General features: G+C 72.8%; 16 protein-coding genes and 1 pseudogene. 11 read left to right on the top strand and 6 right to left on the bottom strand.

Annotated features, from left to right (window positions below; genetic code table 11):
- Positions 1–390: 390 nt before the first annotated feature.
- From ACI78Z_RS04325 to dacB, 3 genes are all read right to left on the bottom strand, one after another.
- Complete coding sequence (locus ACI78Z_RS04325) at positions 391–1,572, bottom strand: serine hydrolase domain-containing protein (protein ID WP_457035287.1); 1,182 nt, start codon at positions 1,570–1,572, stop codon at positions 391–393.
- Between the two features lie 286 nt (positions 1,573–1,858).
- A complete protein-coding gene (locus ACI78Z_RS04320; protein ID WP_457035286.1) occupies positions 1,859–3,127 on the bottom strand; it encodes a serine hydrolase domain-containing protein in 1,269 nt (422 codons plus the stop codon).
- 83 nt (positions 3,128–3,210) lie between these two features.
- On the bottom strand, positions 3,211–4,815 hold the full coding sequence (dacB, locus tag ACI78Z_RS04315; protein WP_457035285.1) for a D-alanyl-D-alanine carboxypeptidase/D-alanyl-D-alanine endopeptidase: 1,605 nt from the start codon (positions 4,813–4,815) through the stop codon (positions 3,211–3,213).
- A 160-nt stretch (positions 4,816–4,975) separates the two neighbouring features.
- Here dacB and ACI78Z_RS04310 point away from each other — a divergent pair, with 160 nt between their 5' ends.
- Both ACI78Z_RS04310 and ACI78Z_RS04305 read left to right on the top strand, forming a co-directional pair.
- Positions 4,976–6,715: a sensor histidine kinase gene (locus ACI78Z_RS04310; protein WP_457035284.1), complete on the top strand. Its 1,740-nt coding sequence runs from the start codon at positions 4,976–4,978 to the stop codon at positions 6,713–6,715.
- A complete protein-coding gene (locus ACI78Z_RS04305) occupies positions 6,703–7,350 on the top strand; it encodes a response regulator transcription factor (protein ID WP_457035283.1) in 648 nt (215 codons plus the stop codon). The genes ACI78Z_RS04310 and ACI78Z_RS04305 overlap by 13 nt, the downstream gene beginning before the upstream one ends.
- Before the next feature lie 121 nt (positions 7,351–7,471).
- Here the strand turns inward: ACI78Z_RS04305 and ACI78Z_RS04300 are convergent, their stop codons facing one another.
- The gene (locus ACI78Z_RS04300; protein WP_457035282.1) at positions 7,472–7,765 is read right to left on the bottom strand and encodes a hypothetical protein; all 294 of its coding nucleotides are present in this window, start codon (positions 7,763–7,765) and stop codon (positions 7,472–7,474) included.
- Positions 7,762–8,529, bottom strand: coding sequence for a ParA family protein (locus ACI78Z_RS04295; protein WP_457035281.1), 768 nt, complete (start codon positions 8,527–8,529; stop codon positions 7,762–7,764). The genes ACI78Z_RS04300 and ACI78Z_RS04295 overlap by 4 nt, the downstream gene beginning before the upstream one ends.
- 241 nt (positions 8,530–8,770) lie before the next feature.
- Between ACI78Z_RS04295 and ACI78Z_RS04290 the strand changes: the two genes are divergently transcribed.
- From ACI78Z_RS04290 to ACI78Z_RS04280, 3 genes and pseudogenes are all read left to right on the top strand, one after another.
- The gene (locus tag ACI78Z_RS04290; protein WP_457035280.1) at positions 8,771–10,663 is read left to right on the top strand and encodes a DUF4407 domain-containing protein; all 1,893 of its coding nucleotides are present in this window, start codon (positions 8,771–8,773) and stop codon (positions 10,661–10,663) included.
- 776 nt (positions 10,664–11,439) lie between these two features.
- A pseudogene (locus ACI78Z_RS04285) lies at positions 11,440–11,790 on the top strand (WapI family immunity protein); the annotation flags it as partial.
- Positions 11,791–12,091: 301 nt separating this feature from the next.
- On the top strand, positions 12,092–12,892 hold the full coding sequence (locus ACI78Z_RS04280) for an alpha/beta fold hydrolase (RefSeq protein ID WP_457035279.1): 801 nt from the start codon (positions 12,092–12,094) through the stop codon (positions 12,890–12,892).
- A 647-nt stretch (positions 12,893–13,539) separates the two neighbouring features.
- Here the strand turns inward: ACI78Z_RS04280 and ACI78Z_RS04275 are convergent.
- Entirely contained in the window at positions 13,540–16,251 is a 2,712-nt protein-coding gene (locus ACI78Z_RS04275; RefSeq protein ID WP_457035278.1) for an ATP-binding protein, read from the bottom strand.
- A gap of 418 nt (positions 16,252–16,669) precedes the next feature.
- Here ACI78Z_RS04275 and ACI78Z_RS04270 point away from each other — a divergent pair, with 418 nt between their 5' ends.
- From ACI78Z_RS04270 to ACI78Z_RS04245, 6 genes are all read left to right on the top strand, one after another.
- On the top strand, positions 16,670–17,023 hold the full coding sequence (locus tag ACI78Z_RS04270) for a hypothetical protein (protein ID WP_457035277.1): 354 nt from the start codon (positions 16,670–16,672) through the stop codon (positions 17,021–17,023).
- Positions 17,024–17,350: 327 nt separating this feature from the next.
- The gene (locus ACI78Z_RS04265; protein WP_457035276.1) at positions 17,351–17,884 is read left to right on the top strand and encodes a DoxX family protein; all 534 of its coding nucleotides are present in this window, start codon (positions 17,351–17,353) and stop codon (positions 17,882–17,884) included.
- Between the two features lie 385 nt (positions 17,885–18,269).
- Positions 18,270–19,178, top strand: coding sequence for an NAD-dependent epimerase/dehydratase family protein (locus ACI78Z_RS04260; protein ID WP_457035275.1), 909 nt, complete (start codon positions 18,270–18,272; stop codon positions 19,176–19,178).
- 715 nt (positions 19,179–19,893) lie between these two features.
- On the top strand, positions 19,894–20,394 hold the full coding sequence (locus ACI78Z_RS04255) for a phosphohydrolase (protein WP_457035274.1): 501 nt from the start codon (positions 19,894–19,896) through the stop codon (positions 20,392–20,394).
- A 602-nt stretch (positions 20,395–20,996) separates the two neighbouring features.
- Complete coding sequence (locus ACI78Z_RS04250) at positions 20,997–22,952, top strand: glycoside hydrolase family 2 protein (RefSeq protein ID WP_457035273.1); 1,956 nt, start codon at positions 20,997–20,999, stop codon at positions 22,950–22,952.
- Between the two features lie 592 nt (positions 22,953–23,544).
- Complete coding sequence (locus tag ACI78Z_RS04245) at positions 23,545–23,733, top strand: hypothetical protein (RefSeq protein WP_457035272.1); 189 nt, start codon at positions 23,545–23,547, stop codon at positions 23,731–23,733.
- The last annotated feature ends 14 nt before the right edge of the window (positions 23,734–23,747 follow it).

Here is a 23,747-nt window from a genome sequence, read left to right as displayed (position 1 = left end):
GCGGTCGGCCACAGAGCGTGATGGCTGGGGCTGGGCTCGGGGCTCCAGCGCCGTCGCGGTCCCTCGACCGTCGCACTGCTCGGGCGTACGACCCCGAGTTCGGTACGGGGAGACCCGGCCCCGCGGCGTCCTCGAGGAACGTGCCGTTGTGGGGCGGGACGACGCACGGGGCTCGGCGCCACCGGTTCGAGCGATCAGCGGAGCTGGCTCCTCGGGAACGTCGCCGGCGGTGCTGATCTGCGCCTGAAGGCAGGCGACAGACGTGCCGACACACGAGACGGGAGGACCCTCACCGAGGGCAGAGGCACGGGTCCAGCTCGGTGTCCGAGGGGCGACACCGTACGTACGCACACGCCTGTGGCCTGCGTGATGTCCGCAGTGCCCTGACGGTCACCAGGTCGGCTGGCTGTCGGGGTACAGCAGCCTGACGATCCCATCCCAGAGGTCCATCGCGGGGACGGCCTCGGCGTCGGCCGCATTGGCCATCACCACCACGCTCGCCTCCTCCTCCGGCAGGTGGAAGACCGTGGTGCTGTAGCCGAAGATCGAGCCGTTGTGGCCTACCCAGTCACCGAGCTGGATGACGCCGAGGCCGTACTGCGCCCGCACACCGGTCGAGCCCAGCGGCGTCCACTCCTGGCGCAGCCGGGCGGTCTCCGGGGCGAGGCCCGCCCCGGTCGCCAGCTGCTCGGCGTAGCGGATCATGTCCGGCACGGTGGAGATGACCGCACCGGCGGTGAACGGGACCACGGGGTTGCTGAACGTGACGTCCCGTGGCTCCTCCGCGGCAGGGTCCGCCGGTGCCGGCTCGCTGTCGGTGTTCATGTAGCCGTGGGTGAACGGCTCCGGCAGGGCCGCGGTCGTGGGATACGACGTCTCCGGAAGGCCGAGGTCCCTGATCACCGAGGTGGTGTACTGCTGTGCCGAACGCCCGGTGACCCGCTCGATGACCAGCCCCAGCAGGACGTACTCCGAGTCGGAGTACACGGTCGCCTGGTCGGGTGGGGTGGCCTCGTCGGCGTGCGCGCGGATGATCTCGAGAACGTCATGAGGGGACCACCCCGGCAGGAGCGGATCGGCGACGTACCGCGCCATGAACTCCTCGTCCGCGACGAAGTTGTACACGCCGCCGCGCATGCCCAGGAGGTGGTGGACGGTGATCTCGTCCCCGTGAGGGATGTCGGGGACGTACTTCTCCAGGGGGTCGTCGAGGGACAGCCTCCCCTGCTCGGCGAGGCGCAGCGCCGCCTGCGCGGTGAAGGTCTTGGTCACGCTGGCGATGCGGTAGTGCATGTCGGTGGTCATCGGGGTCCCTGCGGTGTCCGCGGTCCCGTAGGCCTGGAGGTAGTCCCCCCGGACCGGGTCGGAGATGCCGACCACGGCACCGGTGACGCCGTTGGACAGCGCGGCCTGGGCCAGTTCGTCGATCTGTGCGGTGAGGTCCGGGTCGAGGGTCGTGGCCGGGGGAGGAGCGGACTCGGCCGGGAGAACAGGGGTGGCCGTGAAGCCGGTCGTCCCGGCTCCGGCGAGCACGGCGAGGGCGAGGGCGGCGGGGCGCATCCATCGGCGCATGAGGAAGAGCTCCTCCCGTGGAGGTGACGGTGTGGTGTCCCCGTGGCCGGGCCACCATGGCCTTGACGGCACTACCTGTGGAGCGTCCCGCCTGCTGCACGAGCTCATGTCGTGGCCGTGGCGGGACCGTCCCGTCGCCGGGTCGCACGACCTGCGCCGGCGGGACGCCGGGACCAGCGGCGCGCTCGGCCACCGGGGTCCGCTCGGGCCCACTGCGGCGGGCCTGCCCCCTGAACTGCGCCAGGCGACGCCCCCGTCGTCCTGACCTGACCTGTGAGCCTGCCGATCAATCGGCGTAGAGCTCGGTGATCACCGCCCTGGCCAGCTCTACGGCCGGGCCGTCGCCGTTGGGTGCCGGGGCGGTGGAGGCCCAGGTGACGACGGTGATGTCCCGGACCGGGTCGTGGCCCATGAACGAGTTGGTCCCGGGCAGCTCACCGGAGTGTCCGTACACGGGCCCGAAGCTCGCCAGGCCGAGCCCGTAGCCGGGGCTGGCCGGGTCGTCCGGGTCCAGCGGCTGGACGCTGGCGATCCGCTGCTGCTGCAGCTGCGGGCTGAGCAGGCCCCCGTCGACCAGTTCCTCCACGTAGTCGGCGAGGTCCGGCGCGGTGGAGATCCCGGCGCCCGCGGTCCACCCCCAGGAGGGGTTGGCGTCGGTGACGTCCATCGGCTCCAGGCTGCCGGCGCGGGCTGCGGCCTGGACCTCCGGTGAGAGCACGAGGCTGTCGATGGTCTGCACGTTCGTGCCGAAGGTGTAGGTCTGCGGGTGCGGCTCCGGGATCGAGGCGTCGGTCAACGCCGGGAAGGAGGTCTCGCTCAGCTCCAGCGGGTCGAAGACCCGGTCCTGGAAGGCCTGCTCCACTGGCACCCCGGTGAGCTGTTCGATGATCACGCCCAGCAGCACGTAGTTGGTGTTGGAGTACAGGAACCCCTCGCCCGGGGGGAAGGCGGGCGGCTCGGCGAGGCCGATCGCGAGCAGTTCCTCCGGGTTCCACACCCGGCCGGGGTTGCTGTCCATCTGCTCGTTCAGTTCCAGGTCGGTGGTGTAGTTGGCCAACCCACTGCTCATGTCGAGCAGTTGCGCGATGGTGATGTTCTCCCCGTTGGGCACGTCCGGGCGGTAGCGCGACACCGGGTCGTCCAGGCCGATCCTGCCCTCGTCGACCAGCTGCAGGATCACCGTGGCGGTCATGGTCTTGGTGTTGCTGCCGATCCGGACGTGTTCGCCGAGCGTGACCGGCTCGGTGCCGTGCCAGGTCCGGGTGCCCATCGTGGTGGCCCAGTCGCCGAGCTCCGGGGACCGCACCAGGACGACGGCGCCGGTGACCGCCAGGTCCCTCGTGATCCGGTCGAGTTCGGGCTGCACCGCCGCGGCGTACGCCGGGACCTCCCACCGCGCCGGACCCTCCCACGGCGCCGCCGCGCCACCCGGCCACGCGTTCGCCGGGGTGGGGGCCACGACCAGCAACGTGACCGCCGTCGTCGCGATCGAGGCGGCCAGCCGACCGGGTGGCCGGTGCCGACGCGACCGGCGGGAGCGCTCTACAGCTGTCATGGTCGACCTTCCGATGGGGTAGTCGGTCAGGGGTGTCCGTGTGTCCGCACCACGTGGCTCACCGGCCGGGTGCACCGCCGGTGTCACAGCGCCTGCTGGAAGGCCGCGGCGACGGCCGCCACGTCCTCGTTGGCGTCGTGCAGACCCGTGGGCACGTCGGGATACGTCGCCCCGCTCATGGACAGCGAGAACACGAACCGCTCGCCCCGCTCGGTGGTGAGGTAACCGGCGAGGCTCTGCACCTTGTACAAGACGCGGCCCGTGGTGGGATCGACGTCGACGCTCGTCCCGGTCTTGGCCGCCACCTCGCCCGCGGCCGGACCGTCCTGACCCGTACTCGCCAGCGTCCCGCTCACCCCGAGGAGGGGCTGGTCGGCCGCGAACTCCTCGCCCCAGGGTTGCGTCTGGGCCCACCTCATCCAGGCGACCATCTGGTCCGGGGTCGTCGAGGCCGGGTCCGCGCCCTGCCCGTCGAACAGCACCACGTCCTCGGCGACGACGCCGGCCCGGTCCAGCTGGTGGTGCACCGCCGCCAGACCGTCGAGGCAGTCCGGCGAGCCGCCGTGCGCCGCGAGCAAGCACATCAGGGCGTTCGCACCAGTGTTGTAGCTGGTCTCCAGGATCATGCGACCGAAGGCCTTCACCGGTGGGGAGGTCAGGGAAGCCACCCGGTCCTCGGCCGGGTAGGAACCCGAGGGCGGCAACCCCGCCTGGTCGTTGGGTCCGACAGCGGGGGAGGTGACCGTGACCCCGGCGCGACCGAGTGCCTCGACGAACAGGGTGCGCGCCCATGACGCGGCGTCGGGGATCCGGTAGATGGTGAGCTGGGACGCGCCGGCCGCGATGGTGCCGCTGACCGTGACCGATGTGGGATCGCCGGGATCGGGGGTGACGGTGAGCGGCGTCGGCGTGCCCGCGTCGGTGGTGGTCACCGTCGACGTCACGGTGACGGCCTGGGTCTGCGGCCGGAGGTCGAGGGCGGCGGGCTGCCCGATCCCGGCCGCCGTCACGGTGATGTCCAGGATGTTGTCGTTGACGTAGACCGAGGGTGCAGGTCCCTCCTGGCCCTCGAACGTGTTCCACAGCCGGGTGTCGATGACCACGTCGCCGGCGACCTCGGTGACGCCTGAGGCGGCCACCTGCCGGGCGAGATCGTCCAGGCCCGCCAACGGGTCGTCCGGGACGAACGCCGCGTTCGGCGCGATGTCGCCGTAGACGTGGTCGATCGTGCCGGCGGTGAACGCGTGGTCCACGCGGCCGCTCATGGCGCCGCGGCCGCCCATGGCGAGGTCTCCCGACGCCACCAGCACCAGGTCGCCGGCGAGGACGCCACCGGCCGGCTCGGCCGTCGCGTACACCGGCGTGGTGAGCGTGGCGTCGGTGCCCAGGGTGGCGTACGTGGTGCCGACGGTGAAGTTCTTCGCGGTCGACGCGGTGAAGACGGACTCCCCGGCACGGCCGGCCAGGACGACTCGACCCGTCTCCGCCTCGGCGACGGAGTAGAGCCACCGGGCCGTCTCGAACTCCGGCTGGGCCATGACGGCCGCGGCGGCGGCGGGGAGTACGCCGACCTGCGGCTGGATGCCGGGCTGTGCGTCCGGCGTGGCGGACGACTCGGTCGACGAGGTGAACGCGGTGAGCACGACGGTCGACACGAGGAACGGGAGAGCAGCCGCTCGGCGATTCACGTACGCGACCCTGGCGACGCCGTGACCGCCGGGCAATGGACCGGAGTGGCTCGCCCACCTGGACCTGGGTACAGGGTCTCGCGGGAGTCGTCACCGGTGCGATGCTGCACCGAGCGCGCGTCGCCGGTGCCATGCTGCGCCGATGGCGCATCGGGGAGGTGTGCGATCGTCGCTGGCGCGGGCGCTGACGGTGAGCCTCGGGCTGATCGGCGCGTTCGGTGCCGTCGTCGCCGGCGTCGAGATCGCCCTGTTCGCCGACCAGCGCGTCGAGCTGTGGTGGCTGTTCGCGTTGTTCCCCGCCGGGGGGGTCGTCTACCTGGCCGCAGGTCTGGAGGCGTGGCGGCGCCGGCCGAGCAACCGGACCGGCCCGATCATGGTCACCGGGGCTCTGTCGTGGTTCGTGGTCGCTCTCGCCAACACCGCGACACCCGTCCTGGTGGCGGTCGGTGTCGTGCTCGCCACCACGCCGCTCGCCGTGGTGGTGTGGCTGCTGCACGCCTTCCCGTCCGGCCGCCTCCGCTCGCGCACCTCCCGCCTGACGGTGGTGGGGGGCTTCGTGGTGTCGCTCGTCCTGCAGGTCCCGGGTTACCTCTTCGATCCGGGTGCCAGCCCGGGCGGCATGCTCTCCGTCGGTCATCGGGTGGGTCTCCTCCACGCCGGCACGTGGCTCCAGCGCGGCGCGGGGATGGTCGTCATGCTGATGACCGCGGGTGTCCTCGTCGACCGGCTGCGGACCGCGACGACCGGCCAACGGAGGGTCCTGCTACCGCTGTACGCCTACGGGATCCTGGCTGTCCTGGCGACGCCGCTCGGTCCTCTCCTGGGTCCGTCCGCCGGTCTCTCGGTCGTGCAGGTGGTCGGACTCCAGATCGTCCTGCTGGCCGGGGTGCCCGTCGCCTTCGCGGCGGCGATGCTGCGCGGCGGGTTCGCGAGGACGGCCGAGATCCAGGAGCTCAGTACCTGGCTGGCGTCGTCGGCCGCCACCCCGGAGCTGCTCGCCGATGCCCTCGGGCGCACCCTCGGGGACGCGTCGTTGCAGGTCGTCTACGCGTCGCGGGACGGGCGCGCCTTCGTGGACGGCGACGGCGCCTCGTTCGACACGTCGGCACTGGGCGAGCACCGCGTCCTGGTCGACATCGAGCTCGGGTCGAGACGGATCGGCGCCATCGTCTACGACGCGACGGTCATCGACGACGCCGAGTTGGTCCGCGGGGCGGGTCAGGTGGCCGCCCTCGCCATCGACCACGACCGGTTGACGGCCGAGCTGCGGGCCAGCCATGCCGACCTGCAGCAGTCGCGCGCCCGCCTCGTCGAGGCCGGCGACCGGGCGCGGCAGCGCATCGCGCAGGACCTGCACGACGGTCTGCAGGTGGAGCTCGTCCTGCTGGCGGTGGAGGCACAACAACTGGCCCGCATCGGCGGGTCGGCCGATCTCCCCGACGCGGCGACGCGCCTCCGTGTCGGCATCGACGGTGCCGCCCGGCACCTCCGGGAGATAGTCCACGCCCTGATGCCGGCCGCCCTCGTCGAGCGGGGCCTGACCGCGGCGATCGAGGACCTGGTCGATCGCATGCCGCTGCCCACCCGGCTGGCGGTGGCCGCGGTCGACGGGCGCCTGCCCGCGACGGTCGAGAGGACGGCCTACTTCGTGGTCGCGGAGGCGCTGACCAACGCGGTCAAGCACGCCGCGGCCGACACGTTGACCGTGACGCTCGAGCACGCGCCCACGCGGCTGGTCATCGGCGTGACCGACGACGGCGTCGGCGGTGCGACCGAGGAGGGTGGTGTGGGGCTGCGTGGCCTCGCCGATCGTGTCGACGCCCTCGGTGGCCGGTTCGCCATCGAGAGCCCGGCCGGCGGAGGCACCCGTCTGCTCGTGGAGCTGCCGTGCGGGTCGTGATCGGCGAGGACGAGGCGCTGCTGCGAACCGGGCTCACGCACGTGATGCAGGCGGCCGGGTTCGACGTCGTCGCCGCGGTCGGGAATGCACACGAGCTGGTCAGCTGCGCGGAGGAGCACGTCCCCGACATCGTGGTCACCGACATCCGGATGCCGCCCGATCACAAGGACGCGGGCCTGCGGGCGGCGGTGGCGATCCGCCAGGAGCATCCCGGGATCGCCGTCCTCGTGCTGTCGCAGCACCTCCAGCGCGCCTACGCCGTCGAGCTGCTGGGCGATCGCTCGTCGGGCGTCGGGTACCTCCTCAAGCAGCGGATCGCCGACATCGACAGGTTCACCGACGATCTCCGCCGCATCGCTGCCGGCGGTACCGTCCTCGACCCCGAGGTCGTGAGCCTCATGGTCGCCCGCGCCAGGGGACATCACGATGCGCTGGACCGGCTGACCCCTCGCCAGCAGCAGGTGCTGGCCCTGATGTCCGAGGGCCGGACCAACGCGTCGATCGCCCGGACCCTGTCGATCACGGAACGGGCGGTCGTGCAGCACACGTCCCACATCTACGACGAGCTCGGCCTAGCGCTCAGCGACGACGATCACCGCCGGGTGCTGGCGGTGATCCGCTACCTCTCGTCATGAGCGGATCACCAACCTCCCCAGCACGGTGTGGCCACACGCGCGGTTGACGGACGGGACACGCGATCTCACACCCGATCAGTCGCCCCGCCATGTCGGCAGGCGAGATCGGTGCGGGAACCAGTCAGCGGACGAGGCCCGTCAGCGAGATCCGCACCGGCCCCGCGGTGAGTACGACGCCACCGCGCAGACGCCGGACGCCGGGCGTCGACCACCGCCAGAGCGTCACGCGCAGCTCCAGCGTCGGCGTCGGCGTCGGCGCCTGCACCCAGGCCGTGCCGCGGCGCCCCTCGGGAGCCGCGGGGTGCGCCGGATGCGGGACCGGCATCGGCGCAGCCTGGCGCAGGTCGTCGAGCAGGTCGTCCTGCAGGGCGCGGGGGCGCTTGGCCCGTGGACCGGTCTGGTCGGCGGTTGTCATCGCTGGACCCTCTCGGCGGCGGTCAGGGCCTCGTCGGCGAGCGCGAGGTACGCGGTCGCCACCGGGCTCGTGGGGTGGGTGAGCACGACAGGTCGCTTGGCCAGCGTGCTGGCCGGTACGCGACGGGACAGCGGCACGCGCGTCCGGAGCAGGGGGAGGTCCGTGCCGTCGAGCGCACCGGCGACCTCCCGCGCCGCGCGACCGTGCTGGTCCCAGACCGCACACGCGACCCCGACGAGTACGGCCGAGGTGTTCTCGTACGTGCGCTGCTGCTCCAGGAAGGCCGCGACGCGTGCGACGCCGACCGCGGAGCCGGGGTCGCTGGTGAAGACGGTGAGGACAGCGTCGGCCGCGCAGACGGCGGCGAGGGTGAGGCCACCGAGGTCCCCACGGGTGTCGAGGACGATGTGGTCGTACTCGCCCACCAGTGGTCGCAGCACTCGCCGCACGCTCGTCACCAGCCCGCCGGTCGTGGCCAGGTGGGCGGCCGCCGTCTCCAGTGACGGGTGGGACGGCAACAGGTCCAGCCCGGGCGTGACGTCGTGCCGGACCACGGCGCGCGCATCGGCGGAGGGGTCCTCGAGGAGTGCGGCCAGGCTGTCGTCGCCGGACTTGGCAACGACCCCGAAGGCCCGGCCCAGGCTGTCCTGGGGGTCGACGTCCACGGCGAGCACCCTGCCGCGTCGAGCGAGCGCGACGGCCAGGTTGGCGGCCATCGCCGTCTTGCCCACACCGCCCTTCGAGGAGCAGACAGCCAGTCGCATGGGTGGAGTGTGCGGCTCGCTCTCGGCCGCGGGCGGGTGCCGGGCCGCCGACGCGGTGTCCCTTGCCCCAGCCGACGCACTGTGCTCGATGTCACCACCAGCGGGTGCCCGGCGCCGGGTCGTCGAGTGCTGAGAGCCGGGATCGGCCCCGGGCGCGATCACGCTCCCGGCACTGCCTGCCGATGAGGCAAGGGAGGCGACGACCGACCCTCGACCTCCGTCGCCCGGGGAGAGCGCAGCGATGACTGTTCCAGTCCGGCGGATCGGCGACGCGCTGGCCGGGCTCGCCGGCGCCCACCCGGACGTCCTCGAGGCGGCGCCTCGCGCCCGAGCGCGGTTCGTCGCGCTGGGCGGCGTCCTCCTGAGCACCGGCGCCCTCGCCGTCCTGTCGGCGTCGTTCGCGGTGCACATGGCGCTGGGCGCCTCGTGGCCGGTGGCGTTGCTCATCGGGCTGGGCTGGGGTGCGGTGATCGTCAACCTCGACCGGATGCTGCTGGTGGGGATGGCGCACGATCCGTCGCTCCGGCGGAACGTCGTCCTTGCCGTGCCGAGGATCGGCCTGGCGCTGGTGCTCGGCGCGGTCGTCGCGACGCCGCTGACCCTGCGGGTGTTCGGCCCCGAGATCGACACGGAGGTCGCGTCGATCCAGGCGGAGGCGGCGGACGCCTTCAAGGCCGGCCTCGAGTCCGACGCCCGGTTCCGGCAGCTCCCTGCGCTGAGGGAGCGGATCGCCGCCCACCAGGCGGTCGTCGCCAGTGGCGGGTACGCGGACCCGGCGGTGGAGCCGGTGAACGACCGGCTGGCGACCGAGCAGGCCGCCTACGACAAGGCGGTCAGCAGCTACCAGCAGCTGGCGGCGAAGGCGCAGTGCGAGATGGACGGTACGTGCGGCACCGGGGACCCCGGGGACGGTGGGGCCTACCGGAGTGCCAAGGCCGCGGCCGAGGCGCAGGCCACGGTGGTGACCGCAGCGAAGGCCCGTCTCGACGCCGCGGTGACCGCCGCCGAGGGCTCCGGGGCGCGCAGCGTTGCACAGGCACAGGCCGGCCTCGCCGCCGACGAGGCCACCCTCGCCCGCCTCACCGCGGAGCAGGACCGCCTGCAGGCCGTGTTCGAGGACACGAACGACAACGCTGACGGCATCCTGATCCGGCTGCAGGCGCTGAGCCGGTTGGGCGACCGCGACAGCACGCTGCAGATGGCACACCTGGTGCTCTCGTTGCTCTTCGTCTGCATCGAGCTGCTGCCGGTGCTGATGAAGGTCCTGCTGAACTTCGCCCCTCCGAGTGCCTACGACCAGGTCACCGCGCTGCGCGACCACCACGACGTCGAGGCCATGCGGCTGCGGCAGAAGGTGAGGCTGGGGGTTGAGCAGGCGCAGGCGGAGCTGCTCCTCATGGACGAGTCCGAACGGGTGGAGACCAGGAGGCAGGGCATCCTCGCGCGGCAGCACGCCGCCGAGGCGGTGAAGGCGGCCCAGGAGCGCGAGGCGGCCGAGGCGGCCGAGGCGCGGCGGGTGGAGCGTCAGAAGCAGGTGATCCTGGCGCGGCAGCAGGCGGCCGAGGCACGGCGGGCGGCCGAGGCGCGGGAGGCGGCCGAGGCGCGCCAGGCGGCCGAGGCGCGGCGGGCAGCGGAGGCCCGCCGGGCGGCCGAGGCCCGCCAGGCGGCTGAAGCGGCCGAGGCGCGCAAGGCGGCCGAAGCGCGGCGGGCGGCCGAGGCGGCCGAGGCGGCCGAGGCGCGGCGGGTGGAGCGTCAGAAGCAGGTGATCCTCGCCCGGCAGGAGGCGGCCGAGGCACGGCGGGCGGCCGAGGCGCGGGAGGCGGCCGAGGCGCGCCAGGCGGCCGAGGCGCGGCGGGCAGCGGAGACGCGCAAGGCGGCCGAGGCCCGCAGGGCGGCCGAGGCACGCGAAGCGGCGGAGGCGCGGCGGGCGGCCGAAGCGCTGGAGGCAGCGAGAGCGGAGCTGGAGGCCGCGAGGCTGGAGCTGGAGCAGCAGGCGGCCAGGGACGCCGCGGCCGAGGGGAGCGCACGCTGGCCGTGGGGCATGGACCCCTTCGGCTTCGCCCGCGACGCCGCCGTGCGGACCGTCCGGACGGTCGCCCGCCGAACCTCCAACCGGATCCCGACGTCGGTCTGACGCCGGGCGGGTGGCCGTGAACCTCGGCGGCGCCCGTCGTGCCCGGAAGTCGGTGGCCGAGTCGGTCACGTCGACGCAGGAGGCCCCGCGGTCGCCGACCGCGGGGCCTCCTGCTGCGTCCGAACGGGGCCTGGGCCTCGATCTCCTCCGTCCCAGGGTGGTCTTCGGCAGCCTCGTCACCCGAGCCCCAGCCCGACGCACCAGCGGTGCCGCCAGACCTCGACGCGGACAGCAGCCGCCCAGCGAGAACCGGCAGGGGGACGACGTCCGGGACGACCCCGACGAGCATGCCGCCGGCGACCGGTGCCGGCGATCGACCCGGCCGACATCGCGGCGACGAACCGTCAGGTGCCTGCAGCACGACCAAGCTCCGTCTCGGCTGTAGCCGGCGAAGGCGACCACCATCGTCGGCAGGCGTGCGATCGACGAGAGGCTGCCCGCGCGTCTGCCTCCACGGCCCTGCTCAACCCCCGGGTCAGCGCCCTCGAGCCCCGGCGCACCGACCCGAGCGAGGTGATCGACGAGCACATCGAGCTCGAACAAGCCCGTCTCGAGTCGGCGATGCAGGCGGCTGAGCACAGCGGGTCCTACGGCTCCGCCTCGACGAGTGACGTGCCTGCGTCGGGTCAACGCGAGAGGGCCGTACGGCTGCGCAGTACCAGGAAGCGATCGCAGCTGGGCGACCGCTGCCGTGACGGCTGGGCCGCGGTCCCTGATGAGGTCGCTGCGGCGTTCACGCACCCCGTCGTCATCAGCATCAGGAAGCGGGAGCAGGGACGTTCGACGATCCCTGCCTCACCACGTGGGAAGCGCGGCAGCTCGGGGACTGGCTTCGGGCGGCCGCTGACGGGCGTGTCCCGGTGACGGATGCTCCCACCGAGGACTCGGAGGAGCTGCCCACCTTCACTGAGCCCAACCTCGGGTTCAGCGTCGGCGCCCGGCAGGACGACTCTCTCGTCGTGCGTGTCCACCTGTCCCACGAATCGGTGGTGGATCGGCCTGGGGCGGGGGAGGATGCGCCCTACGACTTCTGCACCTGCAGCGTTCCGCTCCGAGTCGGGCGCGAGGAGCTGCTCGCCGCCGCACGGGCCTGGGACGAGGACACCAGGCCGTTCCCCGAGCGGTAGGCGTTCGACACCAGCCACGTGCGGCGGGACTGACCCGTGAACGACGACAGGGCCTGCACGGAGTGGGCGCCCTCTACGTTCGGCACTGGCGTGAGCCAGGGATCCTGTGTCCCGAGGGGCGACCCGCTACATGCGCACACGGCTGCACATGGCGCCGAGTCGTGCTACAGGATGGACCGAGTCCCGGTCCCTCGAGAGTGGTGCCGTTCCCGGGTCCGACCTGACCGTTCGAGGTGCGGTGCACGCGAGGAACGACAACTCCTATCCAGGCCGCGGGACCTCACGATGAAGGGAGCGACCCGTGCCGGTCATCGAGCGTCCTGACACAGCCCGCATCTCGTGGGAGTCCGACGGGCCGGAGGACGCTCCCGCCGTCCTACTGCTCATGGGGCTCGCCTACCCGGCCGCGATGTGGTTCCGGCTGGTGCCCGCTCTGGTCGAGAGCTACCGGGTCATCCGGATCGATAACCGGGGTGCCGGCCGCACCGGTGACGTTCCTGGGGCGCCGTACACGGTCGAGACGATGGCGGCGGACTCCCTGGCCGTGTTGGACGCGGCGGATGTCGACACCGCCCACATCGTCGGCCTCTCGATGGGCGGCCTGATCGCCCAGGAGATCGTGCGCACCGCTCCGGAGCGGGTCCGCTCGCTGTGCCTGATCGCCACACACCCGGGCATCGCGCACGCCGTCGTGAACCCCCAGGCCGTGGCGATGCTGATGCAGCGCGGCCAGATGACCCCCCAGGAGGCGGCCGAGGCCTCCATCCCCTACAACTACGCGCCCGGGACACCTCGCGAGCGCATCGAGGAGGACTGGGCGGTGCGGTTGCCGCTCGCCGCCACGAACGAGGGTTATCTGGCGCAGGTGGTCGGGACGTCGCGATGGGACGGCTACGGCCGCATGGAGGGCATCACCGCGCCGACGCTGGTCGTACACGGGGAACTGGATGCGCTCGTCCCGCCGGAGAACGGCCGCATCATCGCCGGTCGCATCCCCGGCGCCGAGCTCGTGATGATCCCGAACGCGAACCACCTGCTGATGACCGACCAGCCCGAGCACGTGTCGAAGGTGCTCCTCGAGTGGCTGGATCGGAACCGCTGACCAGTCCGACAGCCGTGCGCGTCCCGGAGGTCCTCGGAGACGTCGCGTCCGGCGTCGACTCGTCACCGTGGCGCTGCAGGCGCGCGACCGGCCGGTGTCGTCCCGCTCCCCGGGTACGAGGTCCAGTTCGGGCGAGGCGACGCACCCGCGCTGTCGGTCCGGCGGGGTGCCGAGGAACGGTCGGCGGCAGAAGCCAGCCCGGGCACCTGCCGCCTCGCGGGCCGGTGCGGCGACGTGACCGCAGTGCGGTAGCCGTCCACGAGGCGACGACCGGGCTGGGCCGGTCGTCCGGCCCAGGCGCGCCGTCGAGGTGCGCGTGCACGTCGGCCGGGCGGAGCGCCCGGTACCGGGCGGCGTGATCGGCCCGCCGACTCGTCCTTGCCTCCGCCGCCGCGGTCGCCACAGCCGGCGGCGTGATCCTGTCTCCTACACCAGCGGTTGCGAGTCGGCACCGCAGGCAGGACTCCGAGATCCCGAGGTCCCGGACACCCGAAGCGATCGCCACCTCACCTGGCGGGCCACCACAAGGACGCCACGACCCGACTCCACCGGGAAGGGTTCGGGCACGATGCTGATCCTCCCCGCGAGGCAGGAGCTCAGGGCAAGGAGTCGACCGAACCGGGGACGGTGCCCGTGGCCCACGGAGGTCACTCCAGGGGTAGGCGGGCCAGTTCGGTGCGGGAGGTGATGCCGGTCTTGGTGAAGATGTTGTGCAGGTGGAAGTCGATCGTGCGGGGGCTGAGGAACAGCTGAGCGGCGACGTCGCGGGTGGGGAGGCCGTCGGCCACCAGGCGGGCGACCTGCACCTCTTGGGGAGTGAGTCGACGCACCTGTGCGGGATTCCTGCGCCGCGGGAGCTCACCGGTCGCGCGGAGTTCGACGCGGGCCCGTTCCTCCCACGGCGTGGCACCGAGCGAGTCGAAGATCGTCAGTGCGCCTCGGAGATGCTCTCGGGCGTCCACACGTCGTCTTCGCCGGCGAAGGAAGCTCCCGTAGGCCAGTTCCATGCGGGCGTGTTCGTATGGGCGCTCGGCCGCGGAGGCATGGGCGAGCGCCTCCTGGAACAGTGGTGCGGCCGAGTCCGGGCCGGCGAGCAGCGCGCGGCAGTAGGCAGCCCGCGCCGCCGCCCAGGCCAGGTCGGTGCTGGCGGTGAACTGCTCGAGGGGGCGCAGCCAGTCGCGGGCGAGGCCGGGGGACTCGGCCAGCGTCGCGGCCTCGATGCGATCCAGGGCCGAGAGGAACGCCACCGTCGGGTCGGTGATGCGGCAGAAGTGGGCCAGCGCCGCCGCCGGCCGGCCGGCACCGAGCTCGAAGCTGCCGTGAGCCCAGTGGAGCGTGTCGGCTGCGAGGACGACCGGGTGGGTGGCAGTCACCTGTTCGGCGGCGTCGGTCGACGCCCGGAGGTCCGCCGCGTGTCCCTTGATCCCGGCGAGGAGGGCGAGCCAGGCGAGCGGGAAGGCAGACAGTTCCCGGTGGCCGGTCGCCCGCGACAGTTGCAGCGCCTCGTGTGCGGTGGTGTCTGCCGATCTCCAGCGTCCGGTGAGGATCTCGGCCAGGGCCAGTCGCGTGAGCGGCGGCAGCAGTTCGCTGATGGCACCCCGTGCCCGCTGCCGTGCGACCACCGTGGACAGCAGGCGGTGGGCCGCGGTGTCTTCGATCCCAAGCGCCGCCCGGCCGGCCAGCACGAGCATCTCCTCATCCCCCGTGGACTCGGCCAGGCTCACGGTCGTGCGCAGCCGTCGAACGAGGTCGCACGAGTCCCCGGCGGCGAAGGCCCCGCAGGCAGCCAGTAGGGCGGACAGCGCCTGCTCGCGTGCTCCCTCCCCGGGGGAGAGGCTGCTGCCCAGGGCGACCAGCTCGGCCATCCCAGCGGGATCGGAGGCCTGACCGGCCGCGTCCGCTGCCAGGACCAGCATCCGCAGCGCGCGCCCCACGTCGACGGAGGCGACCTCACGCGCGGCCGGCACCAGGATGCTCACGGCGGTCTGTGCCGACCCCGCGCCGAGCTCGATGGCGCCCCGCAGGTGCTCGATGTCGGCCCGCAACAGCCGTTGATCGGTCAGGGAGCCGGCGGTCGCCAACAGACCGGCGGCCCGGCCGAGCCACCCGGCCCGCCAGGCCGACTCCCCGGCGGCGGCCAGCCGCTGAGCCCGGACCTCACGATCGGCGGTCAGGTCGGCGGCCCGCTCCAGCGCCACTGCGGCCGCCGCGTGGCCACCGCGGGCGAGAACGCGCCCGGCGGCTTCGTCGAGCTCGGCCGCCGCGGCCGCATCCGGACCGGACACAGCCCACGCCCGGTGCCAGGCCAGCCGGTCGGCGTCGCCCCCGCGATGCAGGGCGTACGCCAGGGCGCGGTGGGCGGCCTGACGCTCGTCCGTCGTCGCGGCCTGGTAGACCGCGGAGCGTACGAGGGGGTGACGGAAGCCCAGCTCACCTCCATGTACCCGCACCAGCCCCGACCGCTCCGCGGCGCCGAGTGCCGCCGGGTCGATTCCCGCCTCCTCGGCGGCCGCCAGGATCACGGAGGTGCGCTGAGTGTCGTCCGCCGCCGCTACCAGCAGCAGTCGGCGAGCCGGTCCGGGCAGCCGCCGCACCTGGTCGAGGAAGGCCTGCTGCAGGTGCTCGCTCATCGGTAGCGCATGGGGCAGCGTGTCCCTGCCGGACAGTGCGGCCGGGCTCAGGACGCCGGGCAGCTCGATGAGAGCCAGCGGGTTGCCGTCGGTCCGCGACACCAGCTCGGCAGCGACCCCTGGGTCCACGTCCATGCCGACCGCGTGACGGAGCAGCAGGTGAGCCGACTCCTCGTCCAGACCGCCCAGACGCAACTCCGGTAACTCGGGTGCCGGGAAGCGCCGGTCAGGGCCGTCCCGGACAGCGAGGAGCAGGGCGATCCGGTCGGTGCCGAGTCGGTGCGCCACGAAGGCCAGCGCTGCGGCCGAGGTCGCGTCGAGCCAGTGCGCATCGTCGACGAGGCAGCACACGGGCGTGATGGCCGCCTCCTCGGCCAGCAGGCTCAGCGCGGCGACCGACGTCAGGAAGCGGTCCTGATGGCAGCCGGCCTCCAGGCCGAACGCTGAACGGAGGGCGTGCGCCTGCGGTGGGGACAGGGCGGCCAGGTGACGGAGCAGCGGGCGCAGCAACTGGTGCAGCCCGGCGAAGGGCAGTTCGCACTCCGACTCCAGGCCCTGTGCGCGGAGGAACCGCACGTCCGGCCACCGGGAGGCTACGTCCTCGAGCAGCGCGGTCTTGCCCACACCTGGCGGGCCGCGCAGCACGAGCACGGCCGGCTTGCCTCCGGTTCCCGCCGAGGCCAGCACCGCGTCGATGACCCCGCGCTCCCTGTCCCGCCCGAAGAGCACAGCGGCTCAGCGTAGCCCGCGATCGCCCGGTGACGGCGGTCTCGTGACGGGGCGCCCGGCCTGGTCACGGAGGGCGGGCTGCGCGGTCGGAGCGGCCCGGTGATTTCACCGGTACGAGCCGGTCCCGGCCCTCCTAGCGTCGGTCGCGTCATCCCGCTAGGGGAGGAGACCCCGATGAACCGCTTCTCGGCACCGACCCTGCGGAACAGCCGCTCAGGAGGTGTTGCCGCGGTGGCGCGCCCACGTGACGCGGCCGGGCGGCAGACGCTCGCGCGCCGGTACGGCGGCTGCCCGAACGCGGCACACGGTCGTCACCGGGCCGGGACGGACATGCCCCACGGACAGTGGGAGGTGTGACGTGCCGGCTTCTCCCTGGCGTGCCAAGGCGCCCGTCCTCCCGGGCCAGGAGTACCTGGCCATGGCCACCTTCCTGCCGCTGCGGTCCTACCGGACGATCCCCCGGTTCCTGGGCCTGACCTCGTCAGTGGTCAGGCAACTGGAACGCCCCGGCGGGTTGGTTGGCTACAGCCTGCTCGCGCAACCGGCCAGGAAGCGGTTCTGGACCTTGTCGGCGTGGACCGACCGCCGCGCGCTGAACGCATTCGTCCGCCAGATGCCGCATCTCGGCGTGATGGGGGACCTGCGCCCACAGATGGGTCCGACCCGGTTCACCGCCTGGACCGTGCTCGGATCCGCACTCCCGGTCAGCTGGAACGAGGCCACAGAGCGGCTGATGGGTCCCGCCGCCTCCTCGGCGGGAGGTGTGGCATGAGCCCGCAGTCTCGCCGGGTCGCCGGGTCGTCCTCCCCACAGTCGTCCTCGGTGGGGTGAGCGTGCTCAGCCTGCTGATCGGTGACGCGGGCTACCGCGACAACCCGCTCCGGCAGGACCTGTGGCGCGCCGGTCACGCACACGCGGGTGTGTTGCTGCTCCTGTCCCTGATCGCGCTTCGCTACGTCGAGGAGGCCAGGCTGTCCGAGCGTGCCCGCTGGTTCGTGCCCCCAGCGGGTCGCCGTCCCACGACGCACTGTCGCCGCCGGCCCCGCGCGAACCACATCCCCGTCCGTCCTCACCGACCTCCCCGTGAGGAGTGATTCCCGTGATCTTCCTCGTCGTCCTCGCGCTCGCCACCTCGGTGGCTGCGCTGGTCCTGTGGCCCTCGTCCGGTCGGCGCTCCGCGCGTCCTGCGGCGCGCATCGGCATGGCCACCGCGATGATCGTCGCCGGGGTGGCGCACTGGCTGATGCCCACACCGTTCGTCCAGCACCTGCCGCCGTGGGTGCCCGCCGCAGAGGCCCTCGTGCTGGCGACCGGTGTGGTCGAGATCGGCCTCGGCGTCGCTCTCCTCCTCCGTCAGCCGTGGCGGCGCCGCGCCGGCCTCGCGCTCGCCGCCTATCTCGTAGCGGTCTTCCCGGCGAACGTGTATGTCGCCGTAGCCGGCATCGAGGTCGACGGGCAGCCCGGCGGCTGGTACCCCTGGCTCCGCCTGCCGTTCCAGGTCCTGTTCGTCGTCTGGGCGTTGTGGTGCACCGAGTGGGACCTCCGGCAGTTGCGCGCGGCCGCCGCCGGGCTCGTCGGCAGGGGTCCTCGAGCCGACGAGGGCGCGCCGAGACCCTCCCGGACGCAGGGGTAGAGGTCCGGCGGACGCCGGCGCCACTGCACTCGCGCTGGAGGGACGCGGCCGTGAGCTGCCTGGGCGGCCCACGGCCGCAGTTCCGTGCGAGCGTCTTCGCGCCGGTACCAGGGCGCGGCCATCCGGCGGAGCCGCGCAGTGCCGCGACGCTCGACCGGACGGCTCGACCGAGGCGGGCCGGCCGGGGAGGGAGGAGTCCCCGGTGTCCAGGGCAGGCATCCCGGTACGGGTGTCGGAGGGGGACGCGCCGCACACGGCTCCGGCCCGTCGGGTGACCGCTGGCCGTCCTGCTCGCGGGAGGCCGGCCGTCGGCTACGGAGCACCCCCGCCCCGCGACGTGCCGCGCAGGGGGCGTCGTCGTGTGGTCGCTGGCAGTGTGGAGGACATGGCCGACTCCTCTCCCGTGGTCGTGGTGACCGGTGCGAACGGGTTGGTGGGCGCCGCGGTGTGCCGGGCACTCGTCGAGCGGTCGGGGCGGGCGCGCGCCGTCGTCCGACGCCTCGGCAGCGCGCCTGCCCTCGACGGAGTCACCGAGCACGTCGGCGACTTCGCCGACGAGGGCCTCGCCCGCGCGGTGACCCAGGGCGCCGACGCGGTCGTCACGACGGTCCACCCGATGGGCTCGTCCCGCGAGGTGCAGCGCCGGGTGGGCGTCGAGGGCACGCCGGTCCTCGCTCGGGCTGCTCGGGATGCCGGCGTCGCCCGGTTCGTGCACGTGTCCACGGCCGGGGTCTACGACCGCTCGGCCGGTGTCGGGGACGTGGCCGAGGACGGCGCCCTCCTGCCCGAGGGGAGCGGCGACTACCCCGACACCAAGAACGCCACCGACGCTGCGCTGGCGCAGGTCGGCGGGCTCACGACCGTGCTGGTCCGACCGCCGGCGATCATGGGCGCCGGCGACACGTCGGTCTGGAACACGCTGCGACCGCAGCGGGTCCGCGGCGGTGAGCGCCGAGCGAACCCGGCCGAGACCTGGGCCTGGGTGCACGTCGACGACCTGGCGGCCCTGATCGCGGACGTCGCCACGGGCGCTGTCGCGACCGCCGACGACCCGGAGCGAGGCCCCGTGGCCGGCGGCACGACCCCGGTCATCGTCGCGGGCGAGTCTGCGACGTGGCGGGACTACCTCGGCACGGTGACCGACGCGCTGGGCGTCGCGCCGGAGTGGACCGACGAGCCGGCCTGGACCGGGCAGCTGCTCACCGACCGCGCGCGCCGGTGGGGCTGGGCGCCGCGGGTGGACCTCGCGCGAGCCATGGACGAGTTGCGGCAGGGCCTGACGACGCGTTCGTGACAGCGACCGGGTCGCCCGGCGACAACCGGCGCAGAAAGTGCCTCGACCAGACACAGGGTGGTTCGAGGTGTCCGAGACTCCGGGCCGGCTGGCCGACGTGGCCCTTCAGACATCGACCGGACGTGCCGACACAGGAAGAGCGACCTCTCACCGGCTCAGAAGCCGTGGCGCTCAACCCGGTGTCCGAGGGGCGACTCGCTACATGCGCACGCGGCTCGATACGCGGCGGTGACCTACAGGTCGGTGCCCGAGGGGGACACGGAACGCACGCACACGATCCAGGCGCATCGCGTGACCGCGCGGGCAGTGGTCACCTGACGAGGCCGTGACGGGTCCATGACCAACGTGTTCACGGAGGAGTGCGGCGGGATCCCCCGACGACGAGGACGCGTCCTGGTCGCAGCGAGCTCGACGACTGCCTGCCCGCGCAGCGCAGTGGCGCCGAAGCGGAGCGCCGGGTCGAGCCCAGCGCGTAGGGGCTCTCGGGCCCCGGCGCGGTGGTCGGCCCGGCGGCGGTCGGCCCCCGGCGGCACGAGAGCGTGGGCGTGCTGGAGTCGCGCCTCGGTCCGGCCAGGTCGCTGTCCCCCCGAGCACGCAGTCGTGGCCGGCTTGCAGTGCCGCGGCTGCGCCGCCTGCCGCGAGCAGGCCGCCGTCGGACCTGTTCCCTCTGGAACAAGACGGATTCCCGGACCGCCGCGCCACCTAGCCTTGACTCGTGCTGTTCACGGTGGCCTCGGCCCACCTCCTCGCCATGGAGGCGCACGCAGGCCAGGTCCAGGCGCAAGGGGGTGACTTCTACCTGCATCACCTCGTCCCGCTCGCCGAAGCGGCCCGGCCGTACGGAGCGCTCGCCGAGATGTCCGCGGTCCTGCACCGCATCGTCGAGGACACCCGCGACCACCCCGACATCACCCGCCGCTACGACTTTGCGCGGCTGCGCGCCCTCGAAGTGCCCGAGGAGGTCGTCCGAGCCATCGACGCGGTCACCCCGCGTCCAGGCGAACGGTTCCTCGGCGGCGTCATCCAGCGCTCCGCCGCGGACCGGCTCGGCCGCTTGATCGCACTGCTCAAGAACAAGCGCTGCCTCGATGAGACGCTGGTCCTGGCCGGAACCGACCCGGACAAGGCCCGCAGCCTCCGCGAGGGCCGCTACCTCCCGGCACGGCGCATCCTGCTCAAAGCCGAGGTCGCCGACGCGCAGCGCATCCTCGCCTGAGGGCGCGTGGCCCCGGCCCCCGTGGCCGCGAGAGGGAACCTCGCAGGCAGACCTCAGCATCGACGAGCTGATCCGTGACAGGTGTGCGACAAGCCGTGTCCGAGGGGCGACTCGCTACACACGCACAAGGTCCTCGAGCGCTCGCTGAGCGACCTGCTCGGACAGTGCTGGCGCAGCAGTTGTAGACGTCGGCGTGAGGTGGGAGCCGTCCGCCCTCTGTGGTCGCGCTCGCCGGTGCCGGACCTGTCGTCGGGATCGCACATGGCCGATCGCAGGTTGTGACGACGGCACGAGTCTTCGCGGATCAGGGACCGGGGACAGGGCCTGCCGCAGGACGATCGGCTCGACCGAGTCCCGCCGCTGTGCCGGCGGACGGGCTCGGTGACGACGTCGAGCAGGTCGGACGGGGGGAGATGAAGACGCGGGCACGGTCCTCCCTCTGGGGATCGGTGACCTCCCCGCACCTCCAGACCACCACACGGCCTGTGGCCTGCGCTCGAAGTCCGGCTCGCAGGCCCATCTCAGGTCTCTGTAGCGGCCCTGGACCACGGGGCGTCCGGGGCGTCGAAGACGTCGGTGCGCGAAGACGACAGGGGAGAGGCATGACGATTCTCTTGCGATTCCGGCGGAGAGCGGCCGCACTGCTCGCAGCGGCAGGCATGGTGGGGTCGGCCTTCGTGCTCACCGCGGCGGCCCAGCCGTCGGACGACGACAACGGCTGGCAGATGGGCCAGCCGCCGCTGACGACGCCGTGGACCGACCAGGTCTCGCCGAGCAACGCGCTGCCGGAGTACCCGCGGCCGCAGCTGACGCGGGCCCGTTGGCAGAACCTCAACGGGGTGTGGCAGTTCGCCGGCGCCTCGGCGGGGGAGGTACCACCCGTCGGCGAGGACCTCGCCGAGAGCATCCTGGTGCCGTACCCGACCGAGTCGGCGCTGTCCGGCATCGAGCGGCACGAGGACCACATGTGGTACCGGCGGACGTTCGAGGTCCCGACGTCCTGGCAGGTCGGGGACGGTCAGCGGCTGCGTCTCCACTTCGGCGCCGTCGACCACGCGGCCACCGTGTGGGTGAACGGCACCGAGGTCGCCGAGCACACCGGTGGCTACAGCGGGTTCTCCGTCGACGTCACCGATGCCCTGGCGCCCTCGGGTCCCCAGGAGATCGTCGTCGGTGTCGAGGACCGCACCGACGCGACGTGGCAGCCGGTCGGCAAACAGCGGAACGTTCCGGACCGCGGCATCTTCTACACCGGCTCCTCCGGCATCTGGCAGACGGTGTGGATGGAACCCGTCACCGCCCGCGCGTTCGTTGCGGACCTCGACACGGTCACGGACGTCGACACCGACACGCTCACGCTGACCGTGGACACCGGCGGGGACGCCACCGGCCTCACGGTCCGCGCCGTGGTCAGGGACGGCGACGTGCAGGTCGCGACCGCGGAGGGAGCGCCCGGCCGGCCCCTGGACGTGCAGGTCCCGGACGCCCACCTGTGGTCACCCGACGACCCGTTCCTCTACGACCTGGAGGTGACCCTGCTGGACGGGGACCAGGAGGTCGACCGGGTGGGGTCCTACGTCGGCATGCGGGAGATCGGGACCGTCCGGGATGCGGACGGCCGCCTCCGCATCACGCTCAACCACGAGGTCTTCTTCGTCATGTCGACTCTGGACCAGGGCTTCTGGCCGGACGGCATATACACCGCACCGACGGACGAGGCGCTGCGGTTCGACGTGGCCGAGGCCAAGCGTCTCGGGTTCAACGCCATCCGCAAGCACGTCAAGGTCGAGCCGGACCGCTGGTACCACCACGCCGACACGCTCGGCATGCTGGTCTGGCAGGACATGCCGTCCATGCGGGCGGGTGGGATCCCGCCGTCGGACGCACAGGCCGAGTTCGAGCGTCAGCTGCACGACATCATCGACCAGCACGACAGCTGGACCTCGGTGATCGGGTGGATCCCCTTCAACGAGGGCTGGGGCGAGTGGAGCAGGGAGGCCACCGGGCGGATCGCCGACTCGGTCGCGGCCCAGGACCCCACCCGGCTCGTGAACGCCCACAGCGGCGTGAACTGCTGCGCCTCGCACGGCGACAGCGGCCGCGGCCACGTCATCGACTGGCACGCCTACACCGGTCCCGCCGACCCCACGCCCGACGACCGCCGCGTGGCCGTCGACGGCGAGCACGGTGGCTTCGGGCTCGAGGTACCCGGCCACATGTGGTTCGAGGACGGTCACGGGTACCAGATGGCGCAGAACAGCGACGAGCTCACCAGGCTGTACGTGGAAAACCAGCGTGAGCTGATCCCGATCGCGCAGCAGCGCGGCATCAGCGGCGCGGTCTACACCCAGATCACCGACATCGAGCACGAGGTCAACGGCTTCCTCACGTATGACCGGCGGGTGGAGAAGATGGACTTCGACCAGGTCCGGGCGGTCAACGACGCGGTCGTCCGCAACGCGGCCCGCCCCGCTGTCCCGCCGACGAGCTCCGGGCCCGGCACAACCGGCCTCGACGGGGTGCACGCCTCCGGCGAGGTCCACGACCAGGATCGGTGAGGGCCCGTCGGTGTCATCGGCCAGGTGGCCGTGGGGCGGCGTTCCACATGCTGAAAGCCGACGGGAGGACGCAGGGCGGAGGCGGTATCTGGAGCAATCCGCCACAGCGCCTGACTTCCATCGGAGGTTGGGGGACCCATCATCAGCTGACTGCCGTGCTGGAAGCGGTGCCCAGGGTGGTGAAGGGCCGCCGGAGACATCCGCTGGGGTCGCCGGTGACCTCCTTCCTCCACCACCTGAGTACCGGGCGGGATCAAGGTCGTTCGGAGGCGCACCACCGCCAGCGAGCAGCGGTCGGTCGAGACCGTCGGCGGGCTCACCTCGCTGACGCCCGCGCCGCTGACCCCGGGGAGTTCGCCACCTGGCTGCGCGAACACTGCCAGACCGAAGATCGCGTACACCACGTCTGAGGCGTCACTCAACGTGAAGACGCCTCGCTGATCCGGACCGCAGCCAGCGGCCTGCAGGTTGCGGAGGCGCTGTGGGGCCCGCGTTCTCAGCAACCGCGACGGCACCAACGGCACCCGGAGTGGTTCTCCCGCCGCTTCGCCGGCCCGAAGTCGCCGAGGCGCTGGGCGAGGAACGCTCACCGGTGATCCGGCTGCACGACCTCCACCCCATCGACGCCACCCTGCTGCTGGCCAGCGGCGTGCCGGTCAAGGTCGTCTCGGAGCCCCTTGGCCACGCGAGCACCACCTTCGCGCTCACCGTCCACCAGCACGTGCACCCCGGCATGGGCTGCGAGGCGGCCGACCGCTTCGCCGCGCTCCTCGAGAGCTGATCCGTGGCGCGAAG

It is taken from the genome of Geodermatophilus sp. SYSU D01176 (genome assembly GCF_054050015.1).
This window is presented reverse-complemented; position numbering and strand designations above follow the sequence as displayed.

Bases quoted from the DNA above. Each gene is read 5' to 3' on its own strand.
- ACI78Z_RS04320 (WP_457035286.1), bottom strand. From the start codon at position 3,127: ATGACAGCTGTAGAGCGCTCCCGCCGGTCGCGTCGGCACCGGCCACCC.
- ACI78Z_RS04270 (WP_457035277.1), top strand. From the start codon at position 16,670: ATGGCCACCTTCCTGCCGCTGCGGTCCTACCGGACGATCCCCCGGTTC.
- ACI78Z_RS04325 (WP_457035287.1), bottom strand. From the start codon at position 1,572: ATGCGCCGATGGATGCGCCCCGCCGCCCTCGCCCTCGCCGTGCTCGCC.
- ACI78Z_RS04290 (WP_457035280.1), top strand. From the start codon at position 8,771: ATGACTGTTCCAGTCCGGCGGATCGGCGACGCGCTGGCCGGGCTCGCC.
- ACI78Z_RS04300 (WP_457035282.1), bottom strand. From the start codon at position 7,765: ATGACAACCGCCGACCAGACCGGTCCACGGGCCAAGCGCCCCCGCGCC.
- ACI78Z_RS04295 (WP_457035281.1), bottom strand. From the start codon at position 8,529: ATGCGACTGGCTGTCTGCTCCTCGAAGGGCGGTGTGGGCAAGACGGCG.
- ACI78Z_RS04260 (WP_457035275.1), top strand. From the start codon at position 18,270: ATGGCCGACTCCTCTCCCGTGGTCGTGGTGACCGGTGCGAACGGGTTG.
- ACI78Z_RS04250 (WP_457035273.1), top strand. From the start codon at position 20,997: ATGACGATTCTCTTGCGATTCCGGCGGAGAGCGGCCGCACTGCTCGCA.